The sequence below is a fragment of the Streptomyces sp. NPDC037242 genome, from assembly GCF_055604165.1.
Map to the genome: position 1 here is coordinate 89,568 of NZ_JBVJUY010000021.1, position 24,603 is coordinate 114,170.

General features: G+C 72.5%; 18 protein-coding genes and 1 riboswitch. Of the genes, 10 read left to right on the forward strand and 8 right to left on the reverse strand.

Features of this window, described 5'->3' with window-relative positions; genetic code table 11:
• Positions 1-104: 104 nt before the first annotated feature.
• Positions 105-2,561, reverse strand: a complete 2,457-nt coding sequence (locus ACZ7GJ_RS24245; protein WP_470754616.1) for a DNA gyrase/topoisomerase IV subunit A — start codon at positions 2,559-2,561, stop codon at positions 105-107.
• Positions 2,562-2,869: 308 nt separating this feature from the next.
• On the opposite strand from ACZ7GJ_RS24245, the gene ACZ7GJ_RS24250 reads away from it, so the two are divergent.
• The 4 genes from ACZ7GJ_RS24250 to ACZ7GJ_RS24265 all read left to right on the forward strand — a co-directional run bounded on the left by ACZ7GJ_RS24250 (position 2,870) and on the right by ACZ7GJ_RS24265 (position 7,642).
• Complete coding sequence (locus ACZ7GJ_RS24250) at positions 2,870-4,222, forward strand: M16 family metallopeptidase (RefSeq protein ID WP_470754617.1); 1,353 nt, start codon at positions 2,870-2,872, stop codon at positions 4,220-4,222.
• Between the two features lie 20 nt (positions 4,223-4,242).
• Positions 4,243-5,610, forward strand: a complete 1,368-nt coding sequence (locus tag ACZ7GJ_RS24255; protein WP_470754681.1) for a M16 family metallopeptidase — start codon at positions 4,243-4,245, stop codon at positions 5,608-5,610.
• Between the two features lie 209 nt (positions 5,611-5,819).
• Positions 5,820-5,979, forward strand: a riboswitch (cyclic di-AMP (ydaO/yuaA leader).
• 12 nt (positions 5,980-5,991) lie between these two features.
• On the forward strand, positions 5,992-6,783 hold the full coding sequence (locus ACZ7GJ_RS24260) for a M23 family metallopeptidase (RefSeq protein ID WP_470754619.1): 792 nt from the start codon (positions 5,992-5,994) through the stop codon (positions 6,781-6,783).
• Positions 6,784-6,976: 193 nt separating this feature from the next.
• Complete coding sequence (locus ACZ7GJ_RS24265; protein ID WP_470754620.1) at positions 6,977-7,642, forward strand: GntR family transcriptional regulator; 666 nt, start codon at positions 6,977-6,979, stop codon at positions 7,640-7,642.
• Between the two features lie 267 nt (positions 7,643-7,909).
• Here the strand turns inward: ACZ7GJ_RS24265 and ACZ7GJ_RS24270 are convergent, their stop codons facing one another.
• Positions 7,910-8,191: an HPr family phosphocarrier protein gene (locus ACZ7GJ_RS24270; protein ID WP_266783732.1), complete on the reverse strand. Its 282-nt coding sequence runs from the start codon at positions 8,189-8,191 to the stop codon at positions 7,910-7,912.
• Positions 8,192-8,376: 185 nt separating this feature from the next.
• Between ACZ7GJ_RS24270 and ACZ7GJ_RS24275 the strand changes: the two genes are divergently transcribed.
• From ACZ7GJ_RS24275 to ACZ7GJ_RS24290, 4 genes are read left to right on the forward strand one after another with little or no spacing between them, the layout of a single operon-like run.
• Entirely contained in the window at positions 8,377-11,238 is a 2,862-nt protein-coding gene (locus ACZ7GJ_RS24275) for a bifunctional acetate--CoA ligase family protein/GNAT family N-acetyltransferase (RefSeq protein ID WP_470754621.1), read from the forward strand.
• A gap of 47 nt (positions 11,239-11,285) precedes the next feature.
• The gene (locus ACZ7GJ_RS24280) at positions 11,286-11,882 is read left to right on the forward strand and encodes a DUF5998 family protein (protein WP_470754622.1); all 597 of its coding nucleotides are present in this window, start codon (positions 11,286-11,288) and stop codon (positions 11,880-11,882) included.
• The gene (locus ACZ7GJ_RS24285) at positions 11,882-13,087 is read left to right on the forward strand and encodes an alkaline phosphatase family protein (RefSeq protein WP_470754623.1); all 1,206 of its coding nucleotides are present in this window, start codon (positions 11,882-11,884) and stop codon (positions 13,085-13,087) included. Before ACZ7GJ_RS24280 ends, ACZ7GJ_RS24285 begins: the two co-directional genes overlap by 1 nt.
• Positions 13,088-13,143: 56 nt before the next feature.
• The gene (locus tag ACZ7GJ_RS24290; protein WP_470754624.1) at positions 13,144-13,794 is read left to right on the forward strand and encodes a thymidine kinase; all 651 of its coding nucleotides are present in this window, start codon (positions 13,144-13,146) and stop codon (positions 13,792-13,794) included.
• A gap of 78 nt (positions 13,795-13,872) precedes the next feature.
• On the opposite strand, the gene ACZ7GJ_RS24295 is transcribed toward ACZ7GJ_RS24290, so the two are convergent.
• From ACZ7GJ_RS24295 to ACZ7GJ_RS24315, 5 genes are all read right to left on the reverse strand, one after another.
• Complete coding sequence (locus ACZ7GJ_RS24295) at positions 13,873-14,121, reverse strand: hypothetical protein (protein ID WP_470754625.1); 249 nt, start codon at positions 14,119-14,121, stop codon at positions 13,873-13,875.
• Between the two features lie 432 nt (positions 14,122-14,553).
• Complete coding sequence (locus ACZ7GJ_RS24300; RefSeq protein WP_470754626.1) at positions 14,554-16,644, reverse strand: DUF11 domain-containing protein; 2,091 nt, start codon at positions 16,642-16,644, stop codon at positions 14,554-14,556.
• 72 nt (positions 16,645-16,716) lie between these two features.
• Positions 16,717-18,813 (reverse strand): hypothetical protein, encoded by a 2,097-nt coding sequence (locus ACZ7GJ_RS24305; protein ID WP_470754627.1) that lies wholly within the window; start codon positions 18,811-18,813, stop codon positions 16,717-16,719.
• A gap of 45 nt (positions 18,814-18,858) precedes the next feature.
• Positions 18,859-20,145, reverse strand: coding sequence for a DUF11 domain-containing protein (locus ACZ7GJ_RS24310; protein WP_470754629.1), 1,287 nt, complete (start codon positions 20,143-20,145; stop codon positions 18,859-18,861).
• Positions 20,146-20,288: 143 nt separating this feature from the next.
• Positions 20,289-21,074, reverse strand: a complete 786-nt coding sequence (locus tag ACZ7GJ_RS24315; RefSeq protein ID WP_470754633.1) for a VOC family protein — start codon at positions 21,072-21,074, stop codon at positions 20,289-20,291.
• Between the two features lie 242 nt (positions 21,075-21,316).
• On the opposite strand from ACZ7GJ_RS24315, the gene ACZ7GJ_RS24320 reads away from it, so the two are divergent.
• Positions 21,317-22,123, forward strand: a complete 807-nt coding sequence (locus ACZ7GJ_RS24320) for a sulfurtransferase (protein WP_470754683.1) — start codon at positions 21,317-21,319, stop codon at positions 22,121-22,123.
• A gap of 97 nt (positions 22,124-22,220) precedes the next feature.
• Here ACZ7GJ_RS24320 and sepH read toward each other — a convergent pair whose 3' ends face one another.
• The gene (gene sepH / locus ACZ7GJ_RS24325; protein WP_365919603.1) at positions 22,221-23,234 is read right to left on the reverse strand and encodes a septation protein SepH; all 1,014 of its coding nucleotides are present in this window, start codon (positions 23,232-23,234) and stop codon (positions 22,221-22,223) included.
• Positions 23,235-23,774: 540 nt separating this feature from the next.
• On the opposite strand from sepH, the gene ACZ7GJ_RS24330 reads away from it, so the two are divergent.
• Positions 23,775-24,590, forward strand: coding sequence for a hypothetical protein (locus ACZ7GJ_RS24330; protein ID WP_470754634.1), 816 nt, complete (start codon positions 23,775-23,777; stop codon positions 24,588-24,590).
• Positions 24,591-24,603: the final 13 nt, after the last annotated feature.

The following is a 24,603-nucleotide window of genomic DNA, read 5'->3' on the forward strand; positions in this document are numbered from 1 at the left end:
CCCCTCCACACCCCCCCCCCACCCCCCCCCCCCCCCCCCCCCCCCCCCCTGCCCCCCCCCCCCCCCCCCCCCCCCCCCCCCCCCCCCCCCCGCCGGTGTACGTCCTACAGCGCGGCCCCCGCCAGAGCCGCCACGGAGGCGGGCAGCGCGGCGCCCGATCCGTCGCGCCGCGGGTCCACGGCCGGCAGCTCGGCCGGCGTGCCGTTCGCGCTCGCCGCCCGGACCGGGGATGCGCCCGCCCAGGCCAGCACCAGCAGGTCCTCGCCCTTCAGGAACCGCTGGCAGCGCACGCCGCCCGTGGCCCGGCCCTTGCGCGGGTACTGGTCGAAGGGGGTCAGCTTCCCGGACAGCATCGAGTCGTCCAGCGTCCCGTGCGAGCCGGCCACGGTGAACACCACGGCGTCCCGGGCCGGGTCGATGGCCGAGAAGTGGATCACCTTCGCGTTGTCGGCGAGCTTGATGCCCGCCATACCGCCCGCCGGGCGGCCCTGCGGGCGCACCTGGCCCGCCGGGTAGCGCAGCAGCTGGGCGTCGTCGGTGATGAAGACCAGGTCCTCCTCGCCCGTGCGCAGCTCGACCGCGCCGACGATCCGGTCGCCCTCCTTGAGGGTGATGACCTCCAGCTCGTCCTTGTTGGCCGGGTAGTCCGGCACGACCCGCTTGACCACGCCCTGCTCGGTGCCCAGCGCCAGACCCGGGCCGGACTCGTCCAGCGAGGTCAGGCAGACGACCTTCTCGTCCGCCTCCAGACCGGAGAGGAACTCCGAGACCGGGGCGCCGCCCGCGAGGTTCGGCGCGGCGTGCGTGTCCGGCAGCTGCGGCAGGTCGATCACCGAAAGCCGCAGCAACCGGCCGTACGAGGTGACCGCGCCGACGTCCGCCCGGGCGGTGGCGGCGACCTGCGAGACGATCAGGTCGTGCTTCGCCCGGCTCCCGCCCTCGTCCTCGGGCAGCGGGTCGGCGTTCGCCGTACGGGCCAGCAGGCCGGTGGAGGACAGCAGGACCCGGCACGGGGTGTCGGCGACCTCCAGCGGAACCGCCGCGACCGGGGTGCCGGCCGACTCCAGGAGAACCGTACGGCGCTCGGTGCCGAACTTCTTGGCGACCGCGGCCAGTTCCGTGGAGACCAGCTTGCGCAGCTCGGTGTCGGAGTCGAGGATCCCGGTCAGCTCGTCGATCTCGCCGGTGAGCCGGTCGCGCTCGGACTCCAGCTCGATCCGGTCGAAGCGGGTGAGCCGGCGCAGCGGGGTGTCCAGGATGTACTGGGTCTGGATCTCGCTCAGCGAGAAGCGCTCCATCAGGCGCTGCTTGGCCTGGGCGGAGTTGTCGCTGTCGCGGATGAGGCGGATGACCTCGTCGATGTCGAGCAGGGCCACCAGCAGGCCCTCGACCAGGTGCAGCCGGTCGCGCCGCTTGCCCCGGCGGAACTCGCTGCGCCGGCGCACGACCTCGAAGCGGTGGTCGAGGTAGACCTCCAGCAGCTCCTTGAGGCCCAGGGTCAGCGGCTGCCCGTCGACCAGTGCGACGTTGTTGATGCCGAAGGACTCCTCCATCGGCGTCAGCTTGTAGAGCTGCTCCAGCACGGCCTCCGGGTGGAAGCCGTTCTTGATCTCGATGACCAGGCGCAGGCCGTGCGAGCGGTCGGTGAGGTCCTTGACGTCGGCGATGCCCTGGAGCTTCTTCGAGCCGACCAGGTCCTTGATCTTCGCGATGACCTTCTCGGGACCGACCGTGAAGGGCAGTTCCGTGACGACCAGGCCCTTGCGGCGCGGCGTCACGTTCTCCACGGCCACCGTCGCGCGGATCTTGAAGGTGCCGCGGCCGCTCTCGTACGCGTCCTTGATGCCCGAGAGCCCGACGATCCGGCCGCCCGTGGGCAGGTCGGGACCCGGCACGAAGCGCATCAGCGCCTCCAGGTCCGCCTGCGGGTAGCGGATCAGGTGCCGGGCGGCGGCGATGACCTCGCCCAGGTTGTGCGGGGCCATGTTGGTGGCCATGCCGACCGCGATCCCGGAGGCACCGTTGACCAGCAGGTTCGGGTACGCCGCGGGCAGCGCGACCGGTTCCCGCTCCTGGCCGTCGTAGTTCGCGGTGAAGTCGACGGTGTCCTCGTCGATCGACTCCGTCATCAGCGACGTGGCGTCGGCCATCTTGCACTCGGTGTAGCGCATCGCGGCCGGCGGGTCGTCGTTGCCGAGCGAGCCGAAGTTGCCGTGGCCGTCGACGAGCGGCAGCCGCATGGAGAAGGGCTGCGCCATGCGGACGAGGGCGTCGTAGATGGAGGCGTCACCGTGCGGGTGCAGCTTGCCCATGACCTCGCCGACGACACGGGCGCACTTCACGTACCCGCGGTCGGGGCGCAGGCCCATCTCGTTCATCTGGTAGACGATGCGGCGATGGACCGGCTTCATGCCGTCCCGGGCGTCGGGCAGGGCGCGGGAGTAGATCACCGAGTACGCGTACTCGAGGAAGGAGCCCTGCATTTCGTCGACGACGTCGATGTCGAGGATCTTCTCCTCGAAATCCTCCGGCGGCGGGGTCTTCGTGCTGCGGCGGGCCATCGCTGCGCGGCTCCTTAACCAAGAATCGGGATGAGCTGGGTCTCACGGGTGGGACGGGGTCCGGCTGGAAGTGCTGGAAGTACTGGCTGGATCTTGCTGGCTGGGTGCTGCTGAGTCCTGCTGGGTGCTGCTGAGTCCTGCTGGGGTGTCTTTCGACGGTCTGACGCGGACCATTGTGGCCCGAGCCACCGACAACGCCGACTCCGACCCAGGAGTGGGCCGGGAACTTCTCCGGTCGCCGACACGCTTGCATACAGTGGCAGGTCTGACAGAAATCTCTGCATCGCGATCGAAGGGACCACATGCCCATGGGTCACACGGCCACAGCTCAGGCCGGCTCCGGCGGCCTGACAGCGACCGAGCACCGGCTGGCCAACGGCCTGCGCGTGGTGCTTTCCGAGGACCACCTGACCCCGGTCGCCGCGGTCTGCCTCTGGTACGACGTCGGCTCGCGCCACGAAGTCAAGGGGCGCACCGGCCTGGCTCACCTCTTCGAGCACCTGATGTTCCAGGGCTCGGCGAGCGTACCGGGCAACGGACACTTCGAACTGGTCCAGGGTGCCGGCGGCTCCCTCAACGGCACCACCAGCTTCGAGCGCACCAACTACTTCGAGACGATGCCGACCCACCAGCTGGAGCTCGCGCTCTGGCTGGAAGCGGACCGGATGGGCTCGCTGCTCGCCGCCCTGGACGACGAGTCCATGGAGAACCAGCGCGACGTCGTCAAGAACGAGCGCCGCCAGCGGTACGACAACGTCCCGTACGGCACGGCCTTCGAGAAGCTGACCGCCCTGGCCTACCCCGAGGGCCACCCGTACCACCACACCCCGATCGGCTCCATGGCCGACCTGGACGCCGCGTCGCTGGAGGACGCGCGCAACTTCTTCCGCACGTACTACGCGCCCAACAACGCGGTGCTGTCGGTCGTCGGCGACATCGATCCCGAGCAGACGCTCGCCTGGGTCGAGAAGTACTTCGGCACCATCCCCTCGCACGACGGCAAGCAGCCGCCCCGCGACGGCTCCCTGCCTGACGTCATCGGGGAGCAGCTGCGCGAGGAGATCGTCGAGGAGGTCCCGGCGCGTGCGCTGATGGCCGCCTACCGGCTGCCGCACGACGGCACCCGCGAGTGCGACGCCGCCGACGTGGCGCTGACCATCCTGGGCGGCGGCGAGTCCTCGCTGCTGCACAACCGGCTGGTACGCCGCGACCAGACGGCCGTCGCGGCCGGCTTCGGCATGCTGCGCCTGGCCGGGGCGCCCTCGCTGGGCTGGCTGGACGTCAAGACCTCCAGCGGGGTGGAGATCCCCGCCATCGAGGCGGCCGTGGACGAGGAGCTCGCGCGGTTCGCCGCCGAGGGCCCGACCGCCGAGGAGATGGAGCGCGCGCAGGCGCAGCTGGAGCGCGAGTGGCTGGACCGGCTGAGCACGGTGGCCGGCCGTGCCGACGAACTGTGCCGCTTCGCGGTGCTGTTCGGCGACCCGCAGCTGGCGCTGACCGCGGTCCAGCGGGTCCTCGACATCACCGCCGAGGAGGTGCAGGCCGTGGCCGCGGCCCGACTGCGCCCGGACAACCGCGCGGTGCTCGTCTACGAGCCCATCGCCGCGGACGAGGACGACGAGCCCAGCCGGCACGACGAGAACGAGGGGGCGGAGCAGTGAGCGACACCGCAGCCGTCACGATGACCTTCCACCCGCGCCCGCAGGCCGGCGAGCCGCAGCCGTGGGCCTTCCCGGCCCCCGACCGCGGGGAGCTGTCCAACGGCCTGACCCTGTTGCGCTGCCACCGGCCTGGCCAGCAGGTGATCGCGGTCGAGATCAACCTCGCCGCCCCGCTCGACGCGGAGCCCGAGGGCCTCGACGGCGTGGCCACCATCATGGCCCGCGCGCTGTCCGAGGGCACCGACAAGCACTCCGCCGAGGAGTTCGCGGCCGAGCTGGAGCGCTGCGGCGCCACCCTCGACGCGCACGCCGACCACCCGGGCATCCGGGTCTCCCTGGAGGTCCCGGCCTCCCGGCTGCCCAAGGCCCTGGGGCTGCTCGCCGAGGCGCTGCGCGCCCCCGCCTTCGCCGACTCCGAGGTGGACCGGCTGGTGCGCAACCGGCTCGACGAGATCCCGCACGAGCTGGCCAACCCGCAGCGCCGCGCCGCCAAGCAGCTCTCCAAGGAGCTCTTCCCGGCCTCCCTGCGGATGTCCCGCCCGCGGCAGGGCACCGAGGACACGGTCGCCCGTATCGACTCGGCGGCCGTACGCGCCTTCTACGAGGCCCACGTACGCCCCGCCACCGCCACCGCGGTGGTCGTCGGCGACCTGACCGGGATCGACCTGGACGCGGTCCTGGCCGACACCCTGGGCACCTGGACCGGCGACTCCGCCGAGCTGCTGCCGGTGCCGCCGGTGACGGCCGACGACACCGGCCGCGTCGTCATCGTCGACCGGCCCGGAGCGGTCCAGACGCAACTGCTGATCGGCCGCATCGGTCCGGACCGGCACGACCGCGTCTGGGCGCCCCAGGTGCTCGGCACGTACTGCCTGGGCGGCACCCTCACCTCGCGCCTGGACAAGGTGCTGCGCGAGGAGAAGGGGTACACGTACGGCGTGCGCGCCTTCGGCCAGGTGCTGCGCTCCACCGCCGACGGCAAGGGCGCCTCGATGCTCGCCATCAGCGGCTCGGTGGACACCCCGAACACGGGCCCGGCGCTGGAGGACCTCTGGAAGGTGCTCCGGACCCTGGCGGAAGGCGGCCTGACCGACGCCGAACGGGACGTGGCGGTGCAGAACTTGGTGGGCGTGGCCCCGCTGAAGTTCGAGACGGCCGCCTCGGTCGCGGGCACCCTCGCCGACCAGGTCGAGCAGGAGCTGCCGGACGACTACCAGGCGCAGTTGTACGCGCGGCTCGCCGAGACCGGCACGGTGGAGGCGACTTCGGCGGTCGTCAGCGCCTTCCCGGTGGACCGGCTGGTCACGATCCTGGTGGGCGACGCGGCCCAGATCGAGGAGCCGGTGCGGGCCCTGGGCATCGGTGACGTGAGCGTCGTCTCCAACTGACGGCCCGAAAGTACCGGCCCAACTGGGCGGCACGGGAGGGGCTCCGACGGTTCATCCGTCGGAGCCCCTTTTGTCCGTTTAGGGATGAGGTTGCTCGAATGTGCTGTGGCGTACGCAACAAAAAGGCGTGTCTGTTTGGCGATTGACTGATGATCCGCCTAGCGTCGGCCGTGCTGTTCGTCAGTTGTACCCGCCGCGCCCGCGGCACCGGACAGCGATCGCCGAGTCCCCGTCAGGCGCGAGCCTGGGGAGCCGGGGACCCACATCAGTCCCTGGGGTGAATCGGACCGCCTCGCAAGAGGAGGCCCGTAGGAGACCTTCCTGCTCCGAACCCGTCAGCTAACCCGGTAGGCGAGAGGGAAGGAAAGGATCAGCCCCTTCATGGCGTTTGGCAGTCGTGCCGCCGGCAAGCACCGTGGTTCCAGTCGTATGAGCCGCAAGACCGCCGGCTACGCCGGCGTAGCCGCCCTCGCCGCCACCGGCGTCGTCGGCTCCCTGGCCGGTCCCGCGTTCGCCGCGGACAAGGCCCCCTCCATGGAGGACACCGGCCTGAACACCATCGTCGTCGCCGACGAACTCGCGGACGGGATCCAGGCCCAGGCCGACTCCCAGCAGCGGGCCGCGGAAGCCGCGGCCGCCAAGGCGCAGGCCGAGGCCGACGCGAAGCAGCGGGCCGCCGAGGCCAAGGCGAAGGCCGAAGCCCGGGCCAAGGCCGAGCGCGAGGCCGCCGAGCGCGCGGCCCGCGAGGAGGAGCGCAAGCGCCTCAACACCTTCGTCACCCCGCTCGAGGACACCTACGTCAGCACGCAGTACCACGCGGGCGGCGGCATGTGGTCCTCCGGCAGCCACACGGGCATCGACTTCCACGCCTCCTCGGGCACCGAGGTGCACTCGGTCGGCCTGGGCACCGTGGTCGAGGCGGGCTGGGGCGGCGCGTACGGCAACAACATCGTCATCAAGCACGCCGACGGCACCTACACCCAGTACGGCCACATGTCCTCGCTGAGCGTCTCCGTCGGCCAGCAGGTCACCCCGGGCCAGAAGATCGGCCTGTCGGGCTCCACCGGCAACTCCAGCGGCCCGCACCTGCACTTCGAGGCCCGTACCGGCGCCGACTACGGCTCGGACATCGACCCGATCGCGTACCTGCGCCAGCACGGCGTCACCGTCTGACCCGCACCGCACACCTCCGCGAAGGCCCCGGCTCCCAGAGCCGGGGCCTTCGCGTTGTGTGAATGTTTCGTATTTCCGGCCGTCCTCGGAAATTATCGTGTGTTGCAATAGAGTTGCAGTGCGCGGACATGCGCACTCGCGCGCACATACACATCAATGACGGCGGCAGTCGGAAATAGGCGGAGGTCCGGTCTTGCGTATTCCCGCGCAGGCGGTATGCACAGCAATCCGTGACGACATCGTCTCCGGTGTCTTCGGGCCGGGCAGCCGGCTCACCGAGGAGGTGCTGGCCCGCCGCTACGGAGTCTCGCGCGTCCCGGTGCGCGAGGCGCTGCGCACGTTGGAGTCCGAGGGGTTCGTCACCACCCGGCGGCACGCGGGCGCCTGTGTGGCCGAGCCGACCGAGCAGGAGGCCGCGGACCTGCTGGAGGTGCGGATGCTGCTGGAGCCGCTGGCCGCAGCCCGGGCCGCCCGGCGGCGCAGCGAGGCCCACCTCAAGGTGCTGCGCGGGCTGGTCAGGCTGGGCCAGGAGCGGGCGCGGCGGGGCCAGGGGGAGGACCTGCGCTCGCTGGGCGGCTGGTTCCACGAGACGCTCGCCCAGGCCTCCGGCAGTCCGGGGCTGATCGCGCTGCTCACCCAGATGCGGCACAAGATCGCCTGGATGTACTCGGTGGAGGCCCCGGCGCGTCCGGTGGAGTCCTGGGCGGAGCACGGGGCGATCGTGGACGCGGTGGCGCGCGGTGACGCCGAGCGGGCCCGGGCGCTCGCCGCGGTCCACGCGGAGCGGGCGGCCGGGGCGCACCGGCTGCGGGTGAGGACTTCGCAACCTGCCGTAAACATGGCGAGCGGTCCGCATTAACAAACGCCGTATACAAAGGACGGATATTCGCGCGGCCCCGGTAATTCGCGGGTCCGTGCCACGTCGTGTCCTGCGGCGCCGTGCCGTGTCGTGCCGCGCAATTCCGGCGCGAATCGGCGGCCGTAATTCCGCTATTCGCGGCGCATTGTCGGGGAGCGCGGTTCGGGGACCGCCGCCGGCCCGTGCCCGCCGCTCGGAAAGCAGTGAAGCCGTGGCCGCCGGTGTTCCGGTGGCCACGGCTTCGCCGTACGGGTCGAACCCGAAGGGTCAGACGGTCTCGGGGAGCTCCTCGAGGCCCTCGGCGACCAGCTTCGCGAGGCGGTCCAGCGCCGCCTCGGCGCCCTCGGCGTCGGACGCGAGGACGATCTCCTCGCCGCCCTGGGCGCCCAGGCCCAGAACCGCCAGCATGGAGGCGGCGTTGACGGGGTCGCCGCCGGCCTTCGCGATGGTCACCGGGACGCCGGAAGCGGTCGTCGCGCGGACGAAGATCGAGGCGGGACGAGCGTGCAGGCCCTCGGCCCAGCCGACGTTGACGCGGCGCTCTGCCATGGTGATGCCCTTCAGGTTCTTACGGTTGTCTAGACCAGTCTCTCACGACGCCCGGAATGCTCCGACCGACCTTCGGCCCGAATCTCCCTGCCGTTCGACCTTCCCCAGCTTGCACTGATTTGCGTCAGCTTGCCCGACGCGCCGCGCCAGGGCCACCTGAGCGGGAGGACCCTTAAGGTGGCCCCATGACCACCGAGTCGGACCCCTCGTACCCGGCACACTGGGAAGCGGACGTCGTCCTGAGGGACGGCGGCACCGCCCGCATCAGGCCCATCACCACCGAGGACGCGGGCCGCCTGGTCAGCTTCTACGAGCAGGTCTCGGACGAGTCGAAGTACTACCGCTTCTTCGCCCCCTACCCGCGGCTCTCCGACCGTGACGTGCACCGCTTCACCCACCACGACTTCGTGGACCGGGTCGGCCTCGCGGCGACCATCGGCGGGGAGTTCATCGGCACCGTCCGCTACGACCGCATCGGCCCCGACGGCCGTCCGGCCACCGGGCCCGCCGACGAGGCCGAGGTGGCCTTCCTCGTACAGGACGCCCACCAGGGCCGCGGCGTGGCCTCCACCCTGCTCGAACACATCGGGGCGGTCGCCCGCGAGCGTGGCATCCGGCGCTTCGCCGCCGAAGTGCTGCCCGCCAACAACAAGATGATCAAGGTGTTCACGGACGCCGGCTACCAGCAGAAGCGCAGCTTCGAGGACGGCTCCGTCCACCTCACCCTCGACCTCGAACCCACCGCCGAGTCCCTCGCCGTGCAGCGCGCCCGCGAACAGCGCGCCGAGGCCCGCTCGGTGCAGCGGCTGCTGACCCCGGGCTCCGTGGCCGTGATCGGAGTCAGCCGCTCCGGCAGCGGAGTGGGCGCGGCGACCCTGCGCAACCTGCGGGACAGCGGCTTCCACGGCCACCTCTACGCCGTCAACGAGGCCCGCGCCCCCGGCATCGAGGGGGACCTGCTGGACGGCGTACGGGCCTACCGGGCACTCGGCGACATCGGCGCGCCCGTCGACCTCGCGGTGGTCGCGGTCCCGGCGGACCGGGTACCCCAGGCGGTGGCCGACTGCGGCGAGCACGGCGTGCAGGGGCTCGTCGTACTCTCCGCCGGATACGGCGAGAGCGGCGCGGCGGGGACGGCCCGCCAGCGCGAACTGGTGCGCCAGGTGCGCTCGTACGGGATGCGGCTGATCGGCCCGAACGCCTTCGGGGTGATCAACGCGGCCCCCGAGGTGGAGCTGAACGCCTCGCTGGCCCCCGCGCCGCTGCCCAAGCGCGGCCGGATCGGCCTGTTCACGCAGTCCGGGGCGATCGGGATCGCGCTGCTCTCGGGGCTCCTGCGCCGCGGCGAGGGCCTGTCCTCCTTCGTCTCGGCGGGCAACCGCGCCGACGTCTCCGGCAACGACATCCTCCAGTACTGGTACGACGACGAGGCGACCGACGTCGCGCTGCTCTACCTGGAGACCCTGGGCAACCCGCGCAAGTTCACCCGGCTCGCCCGCCGGACGGCGGCCGTGAAGCCGGTCGTCGTCGCCAAGGGCGGCCGCCACACCCCCGCCGGGCACGTGGTCCCCGACACCCGGCTCCCGGACGCGACGGTCTCGGCGCTGCTGCGGCAGGCGGGCGTGATCCGCGTCGACACCGTCACCGAGCTGGTGGACGTCGGCCTGCTGCTGGCCGCGCAGCCGCTGCCCGCCGGACCGCGGATCGCGATCCTCGGCAACTCCGAGTCCCTCGGCGTCCTCACCTACGACGCCTGCCTGACGCAGGGGCTGCGGCCGCTGCCGCCGCTGGACCTGACCACGGCGGCCTCGCCGGCGGACTTCCGCACGGCCCTGGCCGCCGCGCTTGCCTCCGACGACTGCGACGCGGTCGTCGTCACGGCGATCCCGTGGGTCAGTGAGCGCGCGCTGGCCGACGATCTCGCCGACGCCCTGCGCGAGGCCGTGGCCGAGGTGCCGGGCAAGCCCGTCGCGGTGGTGCACGTGGAGCTCGGCGAGCTCGTCGAGGCCCTGTCCGCGGCGCGCGCCACGGCCCCCGCCCCCGGCCCGCAGGACGGGACGGCTGCGGTGGCACAGCCAGCGACCGGTGCCGCTGCCTCAGCCGGTGCCGCACCGGCTGCCGTGTCCGCGGCCGCGCCCGCGGCCCCGCCCGCCGACTCCCGCCCGCCCGAGGACCGCGACCGCATCCCCAGCTACCCCGCCGCCGAGCGCGCCGTCAAGGCCATCGCCGAGGCCGTGCGCTACGGCCAGTGGCGGCGCGCCATCGCCGAGCCCGGCCAGGTTCCCGAGTACGAGGACATCGACGAGACCGGAGCCGCCGGGCAGCTCGCCCGCCTGCTGGCGGACGTGGCGGAGGACGAGGTCCTGACCCTGGGCGATCCCGACGCCCGCGAACTGCTCGGACGCTACGGGATCCGCGTCTTCGCCACCCTCCCCGCGCCCAGCGCCGACGCCGCGGCCCGCGCCGCGCAGGTGCTCGGCTATCCCGTGGCGCTCAAGACCACCGCCCCGCACCTGCGCCACCGCGCGGACCTGGGCGGCGTACGCCTCGACCTCACCACCGAGGCGGAGCTGCGGCGGTCCTACGACGAGCTGACCGAAGCCCTCGGCAAGCCCGCCGAGCTGCTCCCCGTCGTCCAGGCCATGGTGCCCCGCGGCGTCGACACCGTCGTGCGGTCCGTCATCGACCCCGCCGCCGGGGCCGTCCTCTCCTTCGGCCTCGCCGGTGCGCCCTCCGAGCTGCTCGGCGACACCGCGCACCGGCTGGTCCCGGCCACCGACCGGGACGCCGCCGGCCTCATCCGCTCCATCCGCACCGCCCCGCTCCTCTTCGGCTGGCGCGGCAGCGACCCCGTCGACACCCCCGCCCTGGAGGATCTCCTGCTACGGCTCTCCCGGCTCGTGGACGACCACCCCGAGGTCGTCGGAGTCTCGCTGGAGCCCGTGGTCGTCGCCACCGAAGGCCTCTCCGTGCTCAGCGCCACCGTCCGCCTCGCCCACGCCCCCGCCCGCAGCGACCTCGGGCCGCGAACCCTGCCCAGCTACTGACGTCCGGCGCGGCCGGGGTGCCCCGTACGGGCCTTAGGATGGACCTCATGGCGAAATCCGGTACGACGACCCAGGGGCTGCGCACGGCGATCGAGCGCAGCGGCTACTACCCGGCCCTCGTGGCCGAGGCCGTGGAGGCCGCAGTGGGCGGCGAGCCGATTTCGTCGTACCTGGTCCACCAGGAGACGACCTTCGACTCGAACGAAGTGCGCCGCCACGTCACGGTGCTGGTCCTGACCGGCAACCGCTTCATCGTGAGCCACACCGATGAGCAGGCCGCCGACGCCGGGTCCCCGTCCCCGTACGCGACCACCTCCACCGAGTCGGTCAAGCTCTCCAGCATCTCCTCCGTGGTGCTCAGCCGCGTCGTCGCCAACCCGGAGTCCTACACTCCCGGCACCCTGCCGCGCGAGGTCGTCCTGACCATCGGCTGGGGCGCGGTCTCCCGCATCGACCTGGAGCCGGCCGCCTGCGGCGACCCGAACTGCGACTCCGACCACGGCTACACCGGCAACTCCACCGCCGACGACCTGAGCCTGCGCGTCAGCGAGGCGGGCGACGGCCCGGAGGCCGTGCGCCAGACGCTCGTCTTCGCGCAGGCGCTCAGCGAAGCAACGGCGGCGACCTCCCCTTCCGCCCGCTGATGGCGTACTCCGCGGCGCAGAACTGGGCGGACGAGCCCGAGCTCCTGGACCTCACCGGCGCCCCCGTGCCGCAGTACGGCAGCGGCTCGCTCGCCGACCTGCTGCCGACGCTCGTGGCTGGCCAGGGCGTCCCCGGTTTCACCGCCTCCATCGCCGAGCTCACCCCGGCCGACCGCAACTGCGTGTTCCTCGTCGACGGCATGGGCTGGGAGCAGATAAAGGCCCACCCCGCCGAGGCCCCGTACCTCACGTCCCTGCTCGCCAGCTCGCGCGGCGGCACCGGCCGCCCGATCACCGCGGGCTTCCCGGCGACGACCGCCACCTCGCTGGCATCCGTCGGCACCGGCCTGCCGCCCTCCCGGCACGGCCTGCCCGGCTACACCGTGCGCAACCCCGCCACCGGCGAGCTGATGAACCAGCTCCGCTGGCACCCGTGGACCTCGCCGAAGCCCTGGCAGCCGTACCCGACCGTCTTCCAGCAGGCCGACGCGGCCGGCGTGGCCACCGCGCAGGTGTCCTCGCCCGCGTTCCAGACCACCCCGCTCACCAAGGTCGCGCTGAGCGGCGGCACCTTCCTCGGGCGCATGACCGGCGAGGAGCGCATGGACCTCGCGGCCGAGCGCCTCGCGGCCGGCGACCGCTCGCTCGTGTACACGTACTACAGCGAGCTCGACGGGGCCGGCCACCGCCACGGCGTGGACTCCGACGCCTGGCGCGGCCAGCTGATGTACGTCGACAGGCTGGTGCAGCGGCTCGCGGAGCAGCTTCCGGCGCGCACCGCGCTCTACGTCACCGCGGACCACGGCATGGTGGACATCCCCTTCGACGAGGACTCCCGGATCGACTTCGACGACGACTGGGAGCTGGGCGCGGGCGTGGCCCTGCTCGGCGGCGAGGGCCGGGCCCGGCACGTGTACGCCGTCCCGGGCGCCGAGGCCGACGTCCTCACCGTGTGGCGCGAGGTGCTCGGCGACCGGTTCTGGGTCGCGAGCCGCGAAGAGGCCCTGGAACTGGGCTGGTTCGGCGCACCGGGGGAGTGCGACGAGCGCGTCCTCGGCCGCATCGGCGACGTCGTCGCGGCCGCTCAGGCCGATGTGGCGATCACCGCTTCGCGGGCCGAGCCCAACGAGTCGGCCCTCGCCGGCATGCACGGCTCCATGACCCCGGCCGAGCAGCTGGTCCCGCTGCTCGAAGTCCGCACCTGATCCTCCCGACCTCCCCGACCTCCCCCGTCCGCGACCCGAAAGGTCTTGTACTCCCCATGCCCGAGCTGGTGTTCTTCTCCGGAACGATGGACTGCGGAAAGAGCACTCTGGCGCTCCAGATCGGCCACAACCGTTCGGCCCGCGGGCTCCAGGGTGTGATCTTCACGCGCGACGACCGGGCGGGCGAGGGCAAGCTCTCCTCGCGCCTGGGCCTGGTGACGGAGGCGGTCGAGGCCGGCGAGGGCATGGACCTGTACGCGTACCTGGTCGACCAGCTCTCCAAGGGCGGCAAGGCCGACTACGTCATCGTCGACGAGGCCCAGTTCCTCGCGCCGGAACAGATCGACCAGTTGGCGCGCACCGTCGACGACCTGGGCCTGGACGTCTTCGCCTTCGGCATCACCACGGACTTCCGCACCAAGCTCTTCCCCGGCTCGCAACGCCTGATCGAACTGGCGGACCGGATAGAGCAGCTCCAGGTCGAGGCCCTGTGCTGGTGCGGCGCCCGAGCCACCCACAACGCCCGTACGGTGGGCGGGCAGATGGTGGTCGAGGGCGCCCAGGTCGTCGTCGGCGACGTCAACGGCCCGACGGAGGAAATCGGCTACGAGGTCCTCTGCCGCCGCCACCACCGCAAGCGCGTGACCTCGGCCGCGGCCCACGCCGGCGCCCTCTCCCCGGACGTCCTACCGGTCAACCACGCCTGACGCGCCCCCTGCTTCGACTCTCTTCGGATGGCTTGCACACGCGGCAGCGCGCTTTGGTCTCGCGCATGGAGCCTGGCTTCAATGTCCGGCGTCCCGTGGGTCTTCCGGCATCTCCTCTTGGGTCGTTACACGCCAGGCTTCGCGCGCCCGATGCCATGCCGCGAACAATCGTGGAAGCCGATCGAGAACCTCTGTCAATCCGTAGATGACGATGGCAACGACGCTGACCGTTCCCAGAACCCCAAGGACAAGCAAGTCACTCAATGCTTCGAACTCTCTATCAGAGTGGTCGAAGCGCGGCCCATCGGCGGGAAGCAGCTCGACCACGTTTCGGGCATGGTCGAACCGACCTTCCGCCGGCACAGAAACTCAGTTCAGGGCTCGAAAGCCCTGTCTTGCGGGTACGACTGGCACTGCAGTATGCGGAACCAAGCCCCGCACGGGGCTGTAGCAGGTCAGCGAAAGGAGATGCCGGTCCCCTGTTCGTCTGGATCCTGCTCTTCCTGGCACCCCAGCATGAGCTGGGCCGCCCAGGGCGCGGACAGGCGAGCGGTGCACGCCTGAGATTGATCCGCACGGTATCAGCGTGCAGCGGTGTATCCAGAGGGCTGATCACATTGGTGCGATGCCCGTCTGAATGTGGCCGTTCCCTGGTCTATGAGGAGCCGGGTTGGCGCCGAAGCTGCCCAGGCGAGACCCGGGCGGCCGGCAGGGCGGGGGCCCTGCCGGCCGTCCGGGGTCGTCACGCGGTCCGCGGGGTCACGGGGTGGACTTGCCGACTTCCAGGTCCGCGGTGGGGTCCTTGACCGTGCCGCCGGGCGGGCCGGCGGCGGCGCTCGTGTTGTTCGCCGGCCTCGGGTCGGCCGTCAGCGAGTCGACGGCGGCGGTGTTGCGGATGTCGGAGCCGTTGCCGGTGTACTCCGGGTCCAGCTTCACCTTGATCACCCAGGTCACCGAGGCCCCGGGGGCCAGGCGCGGCAGCGGGCCGCAGGTGACGGTCCGTCCGGAGGTGCACGCGGCGTCGCCCGAGACGAAGCTCAGCGCGGTGGGCAGCGTGTCGGTGACGGTGATCTGCTCGGCCTGCGAGGGGCCGTTGTTGGTGACGGTCAGGGCGTAGTCGAAGGTCTCGCCCGGGGCCACGGGGGTGGTCTGGACGGGCCTCTTGGTGATGGCGAGGTCCGCGGCGGGATCCGTGACGTGGCCGCCGGGCACGGTCGCGGTGCTGCTGTCGTTCTCGCTCGCGGGGTCGATGTTGTCGGCCGTCACCTGGGCGGTGTTCTTCAGGTCACTGCCGTCGCCGCTGTAGGCGGGGTCGACCTTGACGGTGAGCAGGTACTCGACCGTCTCGCCGACCTTGAGCGGGCTGGTGCGCCTGCACGACACCAGGTGCCCGGCGACGGTGCATCCGGCCGGGGAGGACGTCACGTACGAGAGGCCCTCGGGGAGGCTGTCGGTGAGCTTGACGTTGAACGCGTCAGCCGAGGGGCCGTTGTTGGTGACCCGGATCCGGTAGTCGAAGGTCTCGCCCGGCACCGGCGGCCGGGAGCCCACGGCCTCCTTGGTCACCGCCAGGTCCGCGGTCGGCTTGTTGACGGTGCTGCCGGGCAGGCCCGCGGGGCTGCTCGTGTTGTTCTCGGTGTGCGGGTCCTTGGTCTTCGAGGTGGCGGTCGCCGTGTTGCGGACGTCGGAACCGTTGCCCGTGTAGTTGCTGTCGAGGCGGACGGTGAACCGCCAGCTCCGCGACGCCCCCGGCTCCAGTACGGCCAACGGGCCGCAGCCGACCGTACCGTCGGCGGCCGAGCAGCCGTCGGGGGAGGAGACGAATGCGAGCTGCGCGGGCAGCGTGTCGGTGATCGTGGTGTCGACCGCCCGGGAGGGGCCGTCGTTGTGCGCGACCACCACGTACTCGAAGGTCTCCCCGGGGGCGATCGGCGTGTCGGTGGCCGGCCTCTTCGTCGCCCACACGTCGGCCTGCGGGGTGGTGACCCCGCCCGGCGGGAGCACGGCGTGCGAGGTGTTGTCGGCGGGCTCCGGTTCCTTGGACGCGGAGGAGGAGGTCGCGGTGTTGCGCAGGTCGCTGCCGTCACCGGAGTAGGCGGCGTCCAGCTTCACCTTGAAGGTCCACACCACCTCGGCGCCCGGGACGAGCCTGGCCAGCGGACCGCAGCTGACGGTCCGTCCGGAGGCCGTGCACGGGTCCGCCGAGGACACGAAGGTCAGCCCGTCGGGCAGCGTGTCGGTCACCACGACGTTGCGCGCGTCGGAGGGGCCCTTGTTGGTCGTACGGATCTCGTACTCGTACTCCTGGCCGGGAACCGTCGGCCCCGCGCCCAGCGGGGTCTTGACGGTGGCCAGGTCCGAGACCGGGTCGAACGGCCCCGGGGGCAGCACCGGATCGGGCTTGTTGTTGGCGGGATCGGGGTCGGTGGCGTCCGAGGTGCCGGAGGCGCTGTTGCCCAGGTCGGAACCGTCGCCCTGGTACGAGGCGCTCAGCCGGGCATGGAAACTCCAGCTCCTGCTCTGACCGGCGCCCAGCTGGGGTTCGGGCCCGCAGGTGACGGTCTGGCCGGTGGCGGTGCAGCCGTCGGAGGAGTCCACGAAGGAGATCCCGTCGGGGAGCTTGTCCGTCGCGGTGACGTTCCGGGCCACCGACGGGCCCTTGTTCTTCGCGGTGAGGGTGTAGGTGATGAGGTCACCGGGGGCCTTGGCACGCCGTGCCGTCACCTCGACCGTGTGCCCCCCTCCGGGCAGGGCCGCCGCGGGGGCCGGACCTGCCCACAGTGCCGCGGCGCAGAGCAGCGGGGCCAGGGCGGCCCGCACCGCCGGCCGCCGGCCTGGTGTCGTCGTCATCGCGCATCGTTCCGTTCGTGCGTGCGAGGACCGTACAGAGCGCTGTACGGGGGATCGGGAGGGGGGACGGCGTCAGCCGGCGGTGGCGCGTTTGGCCAGTTCGATGTCGGCACTCGGCGGACTGACGCGTCCCCCGGGAGTGCCCGCCGAGCCGCTGTTGTCGAGCGGGTTCGGATCGGCGGTGTCCGCCCGGGCGGTCGCGGTGTTCCGCAGGCCCGTACCGTCGCCGGTGTACGCCGCATCGAGTCGGACGGTGAAGGTCCACGAACGGACCCCGCCCGGTGAGAGCACCGCCGCCGGGCCGCAGGTGACGTCCCGGCCGACGGCGGAGCAGCCGTCGGCCGAGGAGACGAAGGCGAGCGCCGTGGGCAGCGGGTCGGTGACCGTGACCTGCCGGGCCACGGACGGGCCGCCGTTGCGTACGGTCACCGTGTACGTGAAGGCCTCCCCGGGCGCGACGGCGGACCGGCTCTCGGCCGCCTTGGTCAGCGAGAGGTCGGCCCGCGCGGCGGCCACGCCACCGGGTGGCCCGGCCGCCGCGCTGGTGTCGTTCGCGGTCTGCGGGTCGGTGACGGAGTGCCGGACCGAGGCGACGTTCCCGAGATCGGACCCGTCACCCTCGTAGGCGGCGTCCAGCCGCACGCGCACCGTCCAGGAGGTGCTCGTCCCGGCGTTCAGCGAGTCGCGGACCGGGCACGACAGCCGCTGTCCCGAGGCGGTGCACCCGTCGGGGGAGGAGACGAACCGCAGCGGCCCGGGCAGGGTGTCGGAGAGCCGGACCGAGGCCGTGTGGGAAGGCCCCAGATTGCGGGCCGTGATCCGGTAGTCGAACTCCTGGCCCGGGGCCACCGGCCCGGACCCGAGTCCCTCCTTCTCCGCGGCCACATCGGCGTGGGCCGTCACCACGGTGTCGGAGGCCGTGGCGCTGTTGTCGGCCGGATTGGTGTCCTTGCGGTCCGCGGGCGCGGTCACGGTGGCCGTGTTGGCCAGGGTGGTGGGCTGGGCCGGCGCCGTACCGGTGATCGTGTAGGTGACGGAGCCGCCCCGCTTGAAGTCGGCCGTGGTGTCCAGGACGTTCCCGCTGCCGGAGGCCCGGCCGCAGGTGCCGCCGGTGCCGGCCCGGCAGGTCCAGGTCACGCCGGTCAGGCCGGGCACGGTGTCCCGTACCGCAGCGCCGGTGACCTCGTTGGCCTGGCTGTTGGAGACGGTGACGGTGTAGGTCACCGGCCCGCCGCCGGCGGGCACGCTCGCGGGGGATCCGGTCTTCGCGATGGTCAGGTCGGCCGGCACGTTGATCTGGAGGTCGTCGATCTCGTGCATGTTCGTCGCGGCGCCGGTGCTCGCGGAGAAGCCCACCTTGAGGCTGGCGGGCAGCGTCGGCTGGCTGGTGATGGCCGTGACGTCGTAGTCGGTGACGAGCCGGGTCATGGCGGTGTCGGGGCCGCTGTCGGACCACACCGACAGCAGCATCTTCGAGCCGCTGGGCAGGAGCGAGACGCGCACCGTACGCAGCTTCGCGCGGCTGCCGGTCTCCACGGTCCCGCCCGGGCCGTCCGCGGACGTGGCGTAGCGGTACCCCGTCGAGCCGTTGCCGCCGCCGCGCACCACGATCTTGTTGGGCTGGACGCCCGGCCCGCCGTTGCCGACCGAGGCCGAGGAGAAGTTCCCGAACTCGTCCAACCCGATGCCGAGGTAGGCCCCCGGTACGCCCGAGCTCGTGCACCGGGACGCAATCGGGCCCGAGCAGGTGTAGCCGAGGCTGCCTCCGGACGGGCCGACCCCGTCGGCCGCTGCGCCGTCGGTCAGGTAGAACGACAGCCCGTCACCCCTCTTGCCGTCGTAGGCGGTTCCCCCGTAGGTGGCGTAGCTGAATTCGGCGGCGATGCCGAGGCTGGAGGGGAAGGAGTCCTTCATCTTCCAGGTGCCGGCCTGATTGGTGCTCGCCGATGTCAGCCGCAGCCAGCCGGATCCGGCCGGGTAGCTCGCGCTGCCGCTGGCGGTGCCCAGGTTGGTGGAGCTGTCGAACGGCTCGTCGACGGGGAAGGCCAGTGCGCGCGGCCCGGGTCCCTCGGTTGCCGTCGCCGGGGGCGGCGACGGCAGTGCCAGCGCAGCTGCGCACAACAAGGGGGCGGCGGCCCTGCGCCACCGGGCACTCCAGGGCATGGTCATACGGGAACGTTCCTCGTCTGCTCGCTCTGCGGTTGCACCTGCCGGTCACGCCCGGGCGCGGAAGACCCTCCGCAGCAGCGCCCCGCCGGCCACCAGCGCGGCCGAGGCCCACACCAGCCACCCCGGCACCGCGGTGCCGGAATCAGCCAGGTCGCCCTGGCCTGCGTGGTGCTGGCCGCCGTGGTCCTGGCCGTCGTGGTGCTGGCCGCCGTGCTGCTGCGGGTCGCCGTGGTGGTCCTCGCGACCGCCGTGCTCGTCCTTGCCGTGGTGGTCCTCACGGCCGTGGTCTTCCGGTCCGCCGTGGTGGTCCTCGCCCCCGTCGGACGCCAGACACAGCCGGCCGCCGTCCGGCCCCGTGGTGTCCGGTGCGTTGGCGTTGTCCGAGAGGTCCGGATCGAAACTGGAGGAGGTGACGCGGGCGACGTTCTCGATGGGCGTGCACGGCTCCGCCGGGGGCTGGGCCCGGTCGCCCGCGACGACGCGTACCGTGATCCGGAACTGAGCCGTCCCACCGGCCGCCAGGCGCTCCAGGGGCGGACACACCACCAGCCGGCCCCCGCCCGCGGGGACCTCGCAGTCGTCGGGCGAGGAGAGCAGGGTCAGCGAGGCCGGCAGCCGGTCGGTGACCTGGACCTGCCGCGCCGTCGCCGGGCCCTGATTGCGCACCGTGATCAGGTACGTGAACTTCTCGCCCAGCCAGACGTGCTCGCGGCCCCTCGCGAGCAGCGCCTTCTTGTGGAGCGACAGGTCGGCCGTCCGCGCGCTGGGCGGAATCTTCAGGCCCGTCGTCGATGCCGTGTTGTTCCGGGAATCCGGGTCCTTCGTCGCCGCGTCGACGACCGCCTCGTTGACGATGTCCGCGCCGTCCCCGCGGTAGTCGGCCGCGAGCCGCACCGTGATCACCCACGCGTGGGACGCGCCCGCCGCCAGCGTGTCCAGCGGCCCGCACACCGCCGTCCGGCCGCCGGCGGTGCAGCCGTCGGGGGAGGCGACGAACTCCAGGGAGGCCGGCAGCCGGTCGGTCACGCGGACCTGCCGGGCGGTGGAAGGCCCGCGGTTGGTCACCGTCACGACGTAGTCGAAGGTCTCCCGCGCCGCCGCGGCCGTGTTCTCCCGGGCCTCCCGGACCTCCCGGGCGAGCACCCCCGACACCGCCAGATCCGCGCTCTCCGGCTCGCTCTCCGGCTCCGGTGCTGCGGCCACGGACGCCGACGCGGACGGCGACGGGGTCGCACCGGAGCCCCCCGACGACGACACCGACGCCCACGCGGGAGCCAGGGGCAGGCACCAGCAGGCCGCCACCGCGCTGAACGCGGTCAAGGCACGTCGCATCGATCGCCCTTCGGAGAAGCTGACCCGTCACGGAAGAACAGTGCGGTCAGCTATTCACACAAATGGGCACAGGGGGGCGACCTGATTGATCACTTCTGACTAATGGGTGACCAGGTTCAGTCTCTCGGTCGTACGTCGGCGCGTCAGCGCCGACTGCGGACCAGAGTGAAGACCGCGCCCTCGGGGTCCGCGACCGTGGCCAGTCGTCCGCTGAGCCCCTCGCGCGGCGGCTGGACGACGCGTCCGCCGAGCCGGACGACCTTGGCGGCGGCCGCGTCGGTGTCCTCGACCTCGAAGTACGTCATCCAGTGCGGGCCCCGGTCGTGCGGCAGCGACCGCCCGACGCCGTGCACGGCGGCGACCGGCCGGCCCTGCAGGAGCAGCGTCAGATAGTCGAAGTCGGCGGAGGCGGTGGCGTGCGCCAGGGCCTCGTGGCCGAAGACGTGCTCGTAGAACTTGCCGACCGTCGAGGTGTCCTGGGTGACCAGCTCGTGCCAGACCGGCGTGCCCGGGGCGCCCTGCATCCCGCTGCCCAGGTGGGTGTCCGCCTGCCAGAGCCCGAAGACCGCGCCCAGCGGATCGGAGCAGATCGCCACCCGCCCCGCGATGCCGGCGTCCAGCGGGCCCACCGCCACGGTGCCGCCGCAGGAGCGGATCGATTCGGCCGTCGCGTCGGCGTCGTCCGTGGCGATGTACGTCGTCCAGGCCACCGGGAGGTGCCGGTCCGGCGGCATCTCGCCGATGCCGGCGACCTCCTGCCCGTCGAGCATGGCCCGTACGTACTTGCCCAGTTGCTCGGGGCCCGGCTCGTACTCCCACCCGAACAGGTCGGTGTAGAACTCCTCGGTGTTTCCGAGGCTGTGCACCATCAGGCTCGCCCAGCACGGCGTGCCGGGCGTGCGCCGCGTTGCTTCCACTGCCTCGGTCATGTCAGCCGTCTCCTCCGTCGAGTCGCGTCCCGGGGTGATGCTTCCACTCCCGGGCGCCGGGCGCGCCCCGACCCGGCCGCGTTTCACTTGAGCCGGGCAGAGATGACCGAATCAGTGCGGCCCGTCGATGTCCGTCTTGTTACACGGGGCGTTTGGCGGGGAGGAAGATGGGCCGCATGACAGCTACTCCCGTGACCCCGCAGACGCCCGCGGACCCCGCGATCCTCTCGGCGTCCGAACTGATGGGCGCGCTGGCCGACGCCCGGCCGCCGGTACTCCTCGACGTCCGCTGGCAGCTCGGCGGCCCCGATCTGCGGGCCGAGTACGAGGCCGGGCACCTGCCGGGCGCCGTGTACGTCGACCTCGACCGCGAACTGGCAGGTCCGGCGGGGTCCGGCGGCCGGCACCCGCTGCCGGACCCGGAGGCCTTCGGCGCGGTCATGCGCAGGGCCGGGGTCCTCTCGGGGGCACCGGTGGTCGTGTACGACGGCGGCCAGGGCTGGGCGGCCGCCAGGGCCTGGTGGCTGTTGCGCTGGACGGGTCACGGGGACGTACGGGTACTGGACGGGGGCCTGGCCGCATGGAAGGCGGCGGGGGGTGCGGTGACGGCCGACCCGGTGTCTCCGGCGGAGGGCGATTTCAAGCCAAGTCCGGGAGCTCTGGGGCTGCTGGACGCGGACTCCGCCGCGGCTCTGGCGCGTACGGGCACCCTGCTGGACGCGCGGGCGGGGGAGCGGTACCGCGGGGACGTCGAGCCGATCGACCGGGTCGGCGGGCACATCCCCGGCGCGGTGTCGGCGCCGACGGTGGAGAACGTCGGCCCGGACGGCCTCTTCCTCCCGGCACCGGCGCTACGGGCCCGCTTCGCGGAACTGGGCGCCTCGGCCGGGACTCCGGTGGGGGTGTACTGCGGCTCAGGCGTCTCCGGAGCGCACGAGGTGCTGGCCCTGACGGTGGCGGGCGTTCCGGCGGCCCTGTACGCGGGCAGCTGGTCGGAGTGGTCCTCGGACCCGGAGCGCCCGGTGGCCACGGGCCCGCTGCCCCAGTAGCGGGGGCACCCGGCGCCGGGGCGGCGCACCGCGGCACCGCCCCGGCTCGGGGGCCCTGCCGCGGTCACCGCCGCTCGCGCTGCTCCTGCTGCTCCCGCTACTCCTGCTTCTTGCGCCGGGTACCGAAGACGATCTCGTCCCAGCTCGGTACCGCCGCACGGCGGCCCGGCCGGACTCCGTCGGCCTCCGCCTGGCGGTCCGTGGTACCGGTCAGGCGGTCGCGGTGCCCGGCGACCGTGCGGGGCATCAGGACGTCCGCGTACGCTGCGCCGGCGCCGGCCGAGGCCGCCGGGGGTTCCTCCGCCTCGGGCTCCTCCGCCTGCGGCTCGGGACGCTCCGGGACCACCATGTCGCCGCGGAAGCTGGGTACCGCCTCCAGCAGGCTCGTCAGGGTGTCCCGCTCCTCCTCCGGGTCCGGGGGAGGAGGCGGGGCGGGGCGCTCCAACTGCCGGTCGAGCGCGCGGTCCAGCGGCCGGTCCCGCGGCAGCCTGGCGATCCTCGGCACGAACGGGAAGCTCGGCTCCGGCGTCGCCGGCAGGTCGTCGGACTCGCCGATCAGGGAGCGGGCCTCGTCGTCCACGGCCACGACCAGCCGGCGCGGCGGGTCGTAGGTCCAGCTCGCCGAGTGCGGCTCGCCCGCCACGCGGTAGACCAGCAGGACCTCCCAGGTGCCGTCGTCGCGGCGCCAGGAGTCCCACTGCACGGATTCCTTCTCGGCGCCGCGCAGCGTCAGGCGCTCCTGCACGGCCTCGCCGAGCTGGGGTCCGGTGTTCTCGCCGGGGCGGCGCACGGGGGTCTTCCGAGCCCGCTCCGCCATGAACGCGCGCTCGGCGAGCACGGGGCCCTCGAAGCGGCGTACGCGGTCGACGGGGATGCCGGCGAGCTGGGCGACCTCCTCCGCGGAGGCACCGGCCCGTATGCGGGCCTGGATGTCGCGGGGGCGGAGGTGGCTCTCCACCTCGATCTCGATCTGGTTCAGGCGCGCACGGTCGTTGCGTACGGCAGCCCGTAGACGCTCGTCGATCGGAAGCGTGTACTCCGTGCTGTCCGCAGCCTTGAGCACCAGTCGTGTGCCGTCATTTGAGACGGCCACGACACGCAGTTCGGGCATGGGGACCTCCCGGGTGGTGCCTGCCGACGTCACGTGCGTCGCTGCTTCCGCTAGTCGAGTGTGGCCTGCCCGGGTGCAGCCTGCCACAACCTTGCCGAGTTAAACCGGCGTGTCGGGCATGCGCCCTTGATCGCCGTTATGGCACGGTTACCTGTTGGGCACGCACAGTGACCGAACGATTACTGTGCGCAGCAGGAACCCGTGCAATACCGCGGCAACACCGGTCTTTGAGTGCCGTTCTCCATCAGCCGGCCCCCTCTCCCGAGTCCGGACATCCGTAAGGAAGGACGGCCCCAGGGCTCGCCACAGTACTCCATTCGGGCCACCTGGGTGGACCGCCGCGCCGCCGAACTTGTCCCGGACGGCGGGAGTTGGGCTGCCCTCCGTCCGGCCGGTGTCCGGCCGGACCTGGAAGCGCGCCCGTTTTCGGGTGTCTTGCTTCACAGAATCACCAGAAATGGAACTGTGTGCTTCGGTTGGTTCGTCAGTCATTGCTGAGAAGCGGTGACATGGACGAGGCAGGGCGCACAGAGGTTGGGGATGGGTCACAAGACGACGCAGGGCACCGAACGGACCGAGGGCGCCGAGGGGGCGGAGGGGAAGAAGAAGCTGGATCTGAGCGTCGCCCAGATCGCCGGCTCCTCCCTGGCCACCGTCGCGGCGGCCCTGCTCGCCTCGCAGATGGGCGTCTACGGGACCATCCTCGGCGCCGGTGTGGTGAGCGTGGTCGCCACCGCGGGCGGGCCGGTCATCCAGCACTTCTTCAAGCGCACCGGCGACCAGTTGCGCGAGACCGCCCGTCCCAGGGCCCGTCAGGTGCCGGTGCACGCCGAAGCGCCGGGCGGGGAAGGGGGAGGGGAAGGGGAAAGCGCCGCCCTGCCCTCGGAGGAGTTCGGCGAGGCCACCGTGCACGGCACCCGCGTGCGGGGCTGGAAGCGCACGGCGGTCGCCTCCGGCGCGGCCTTCGCCATCGCGCTCGGCGGCCTCGGGACCTACGAGGCGGTGGCGGGGACCTCCATCAGCTCCGGCGGCGGAACCATCCTGTCCGGCGGCACGCGCAAGGCGGGCAACGACAAGCCCGCGTCCCCCGAGAAGGAGACCGGCACCGGCGGAAGGGACGGAAAGGACGCGAAGGACGGCAAGGACGGGAAGACCCCGGAGTCCGGGACCTCCCCGAGCCCTTCGCACTCGCACGGCGGCCGGAGCCCGAGCCCCGACCCGAGCCCCTCCCGCTCCGGCGGTCCGACGCCGAACCCGACCCCGCCGAAGCCCACCCCGACCCCGAGCCCGGACACGACCCCGGCGCCGGACACGGCCCCCGGGAGCAGCCCCCAGACGCAGCGGACGCCCTCCTGAGCCGGGCTCGGGA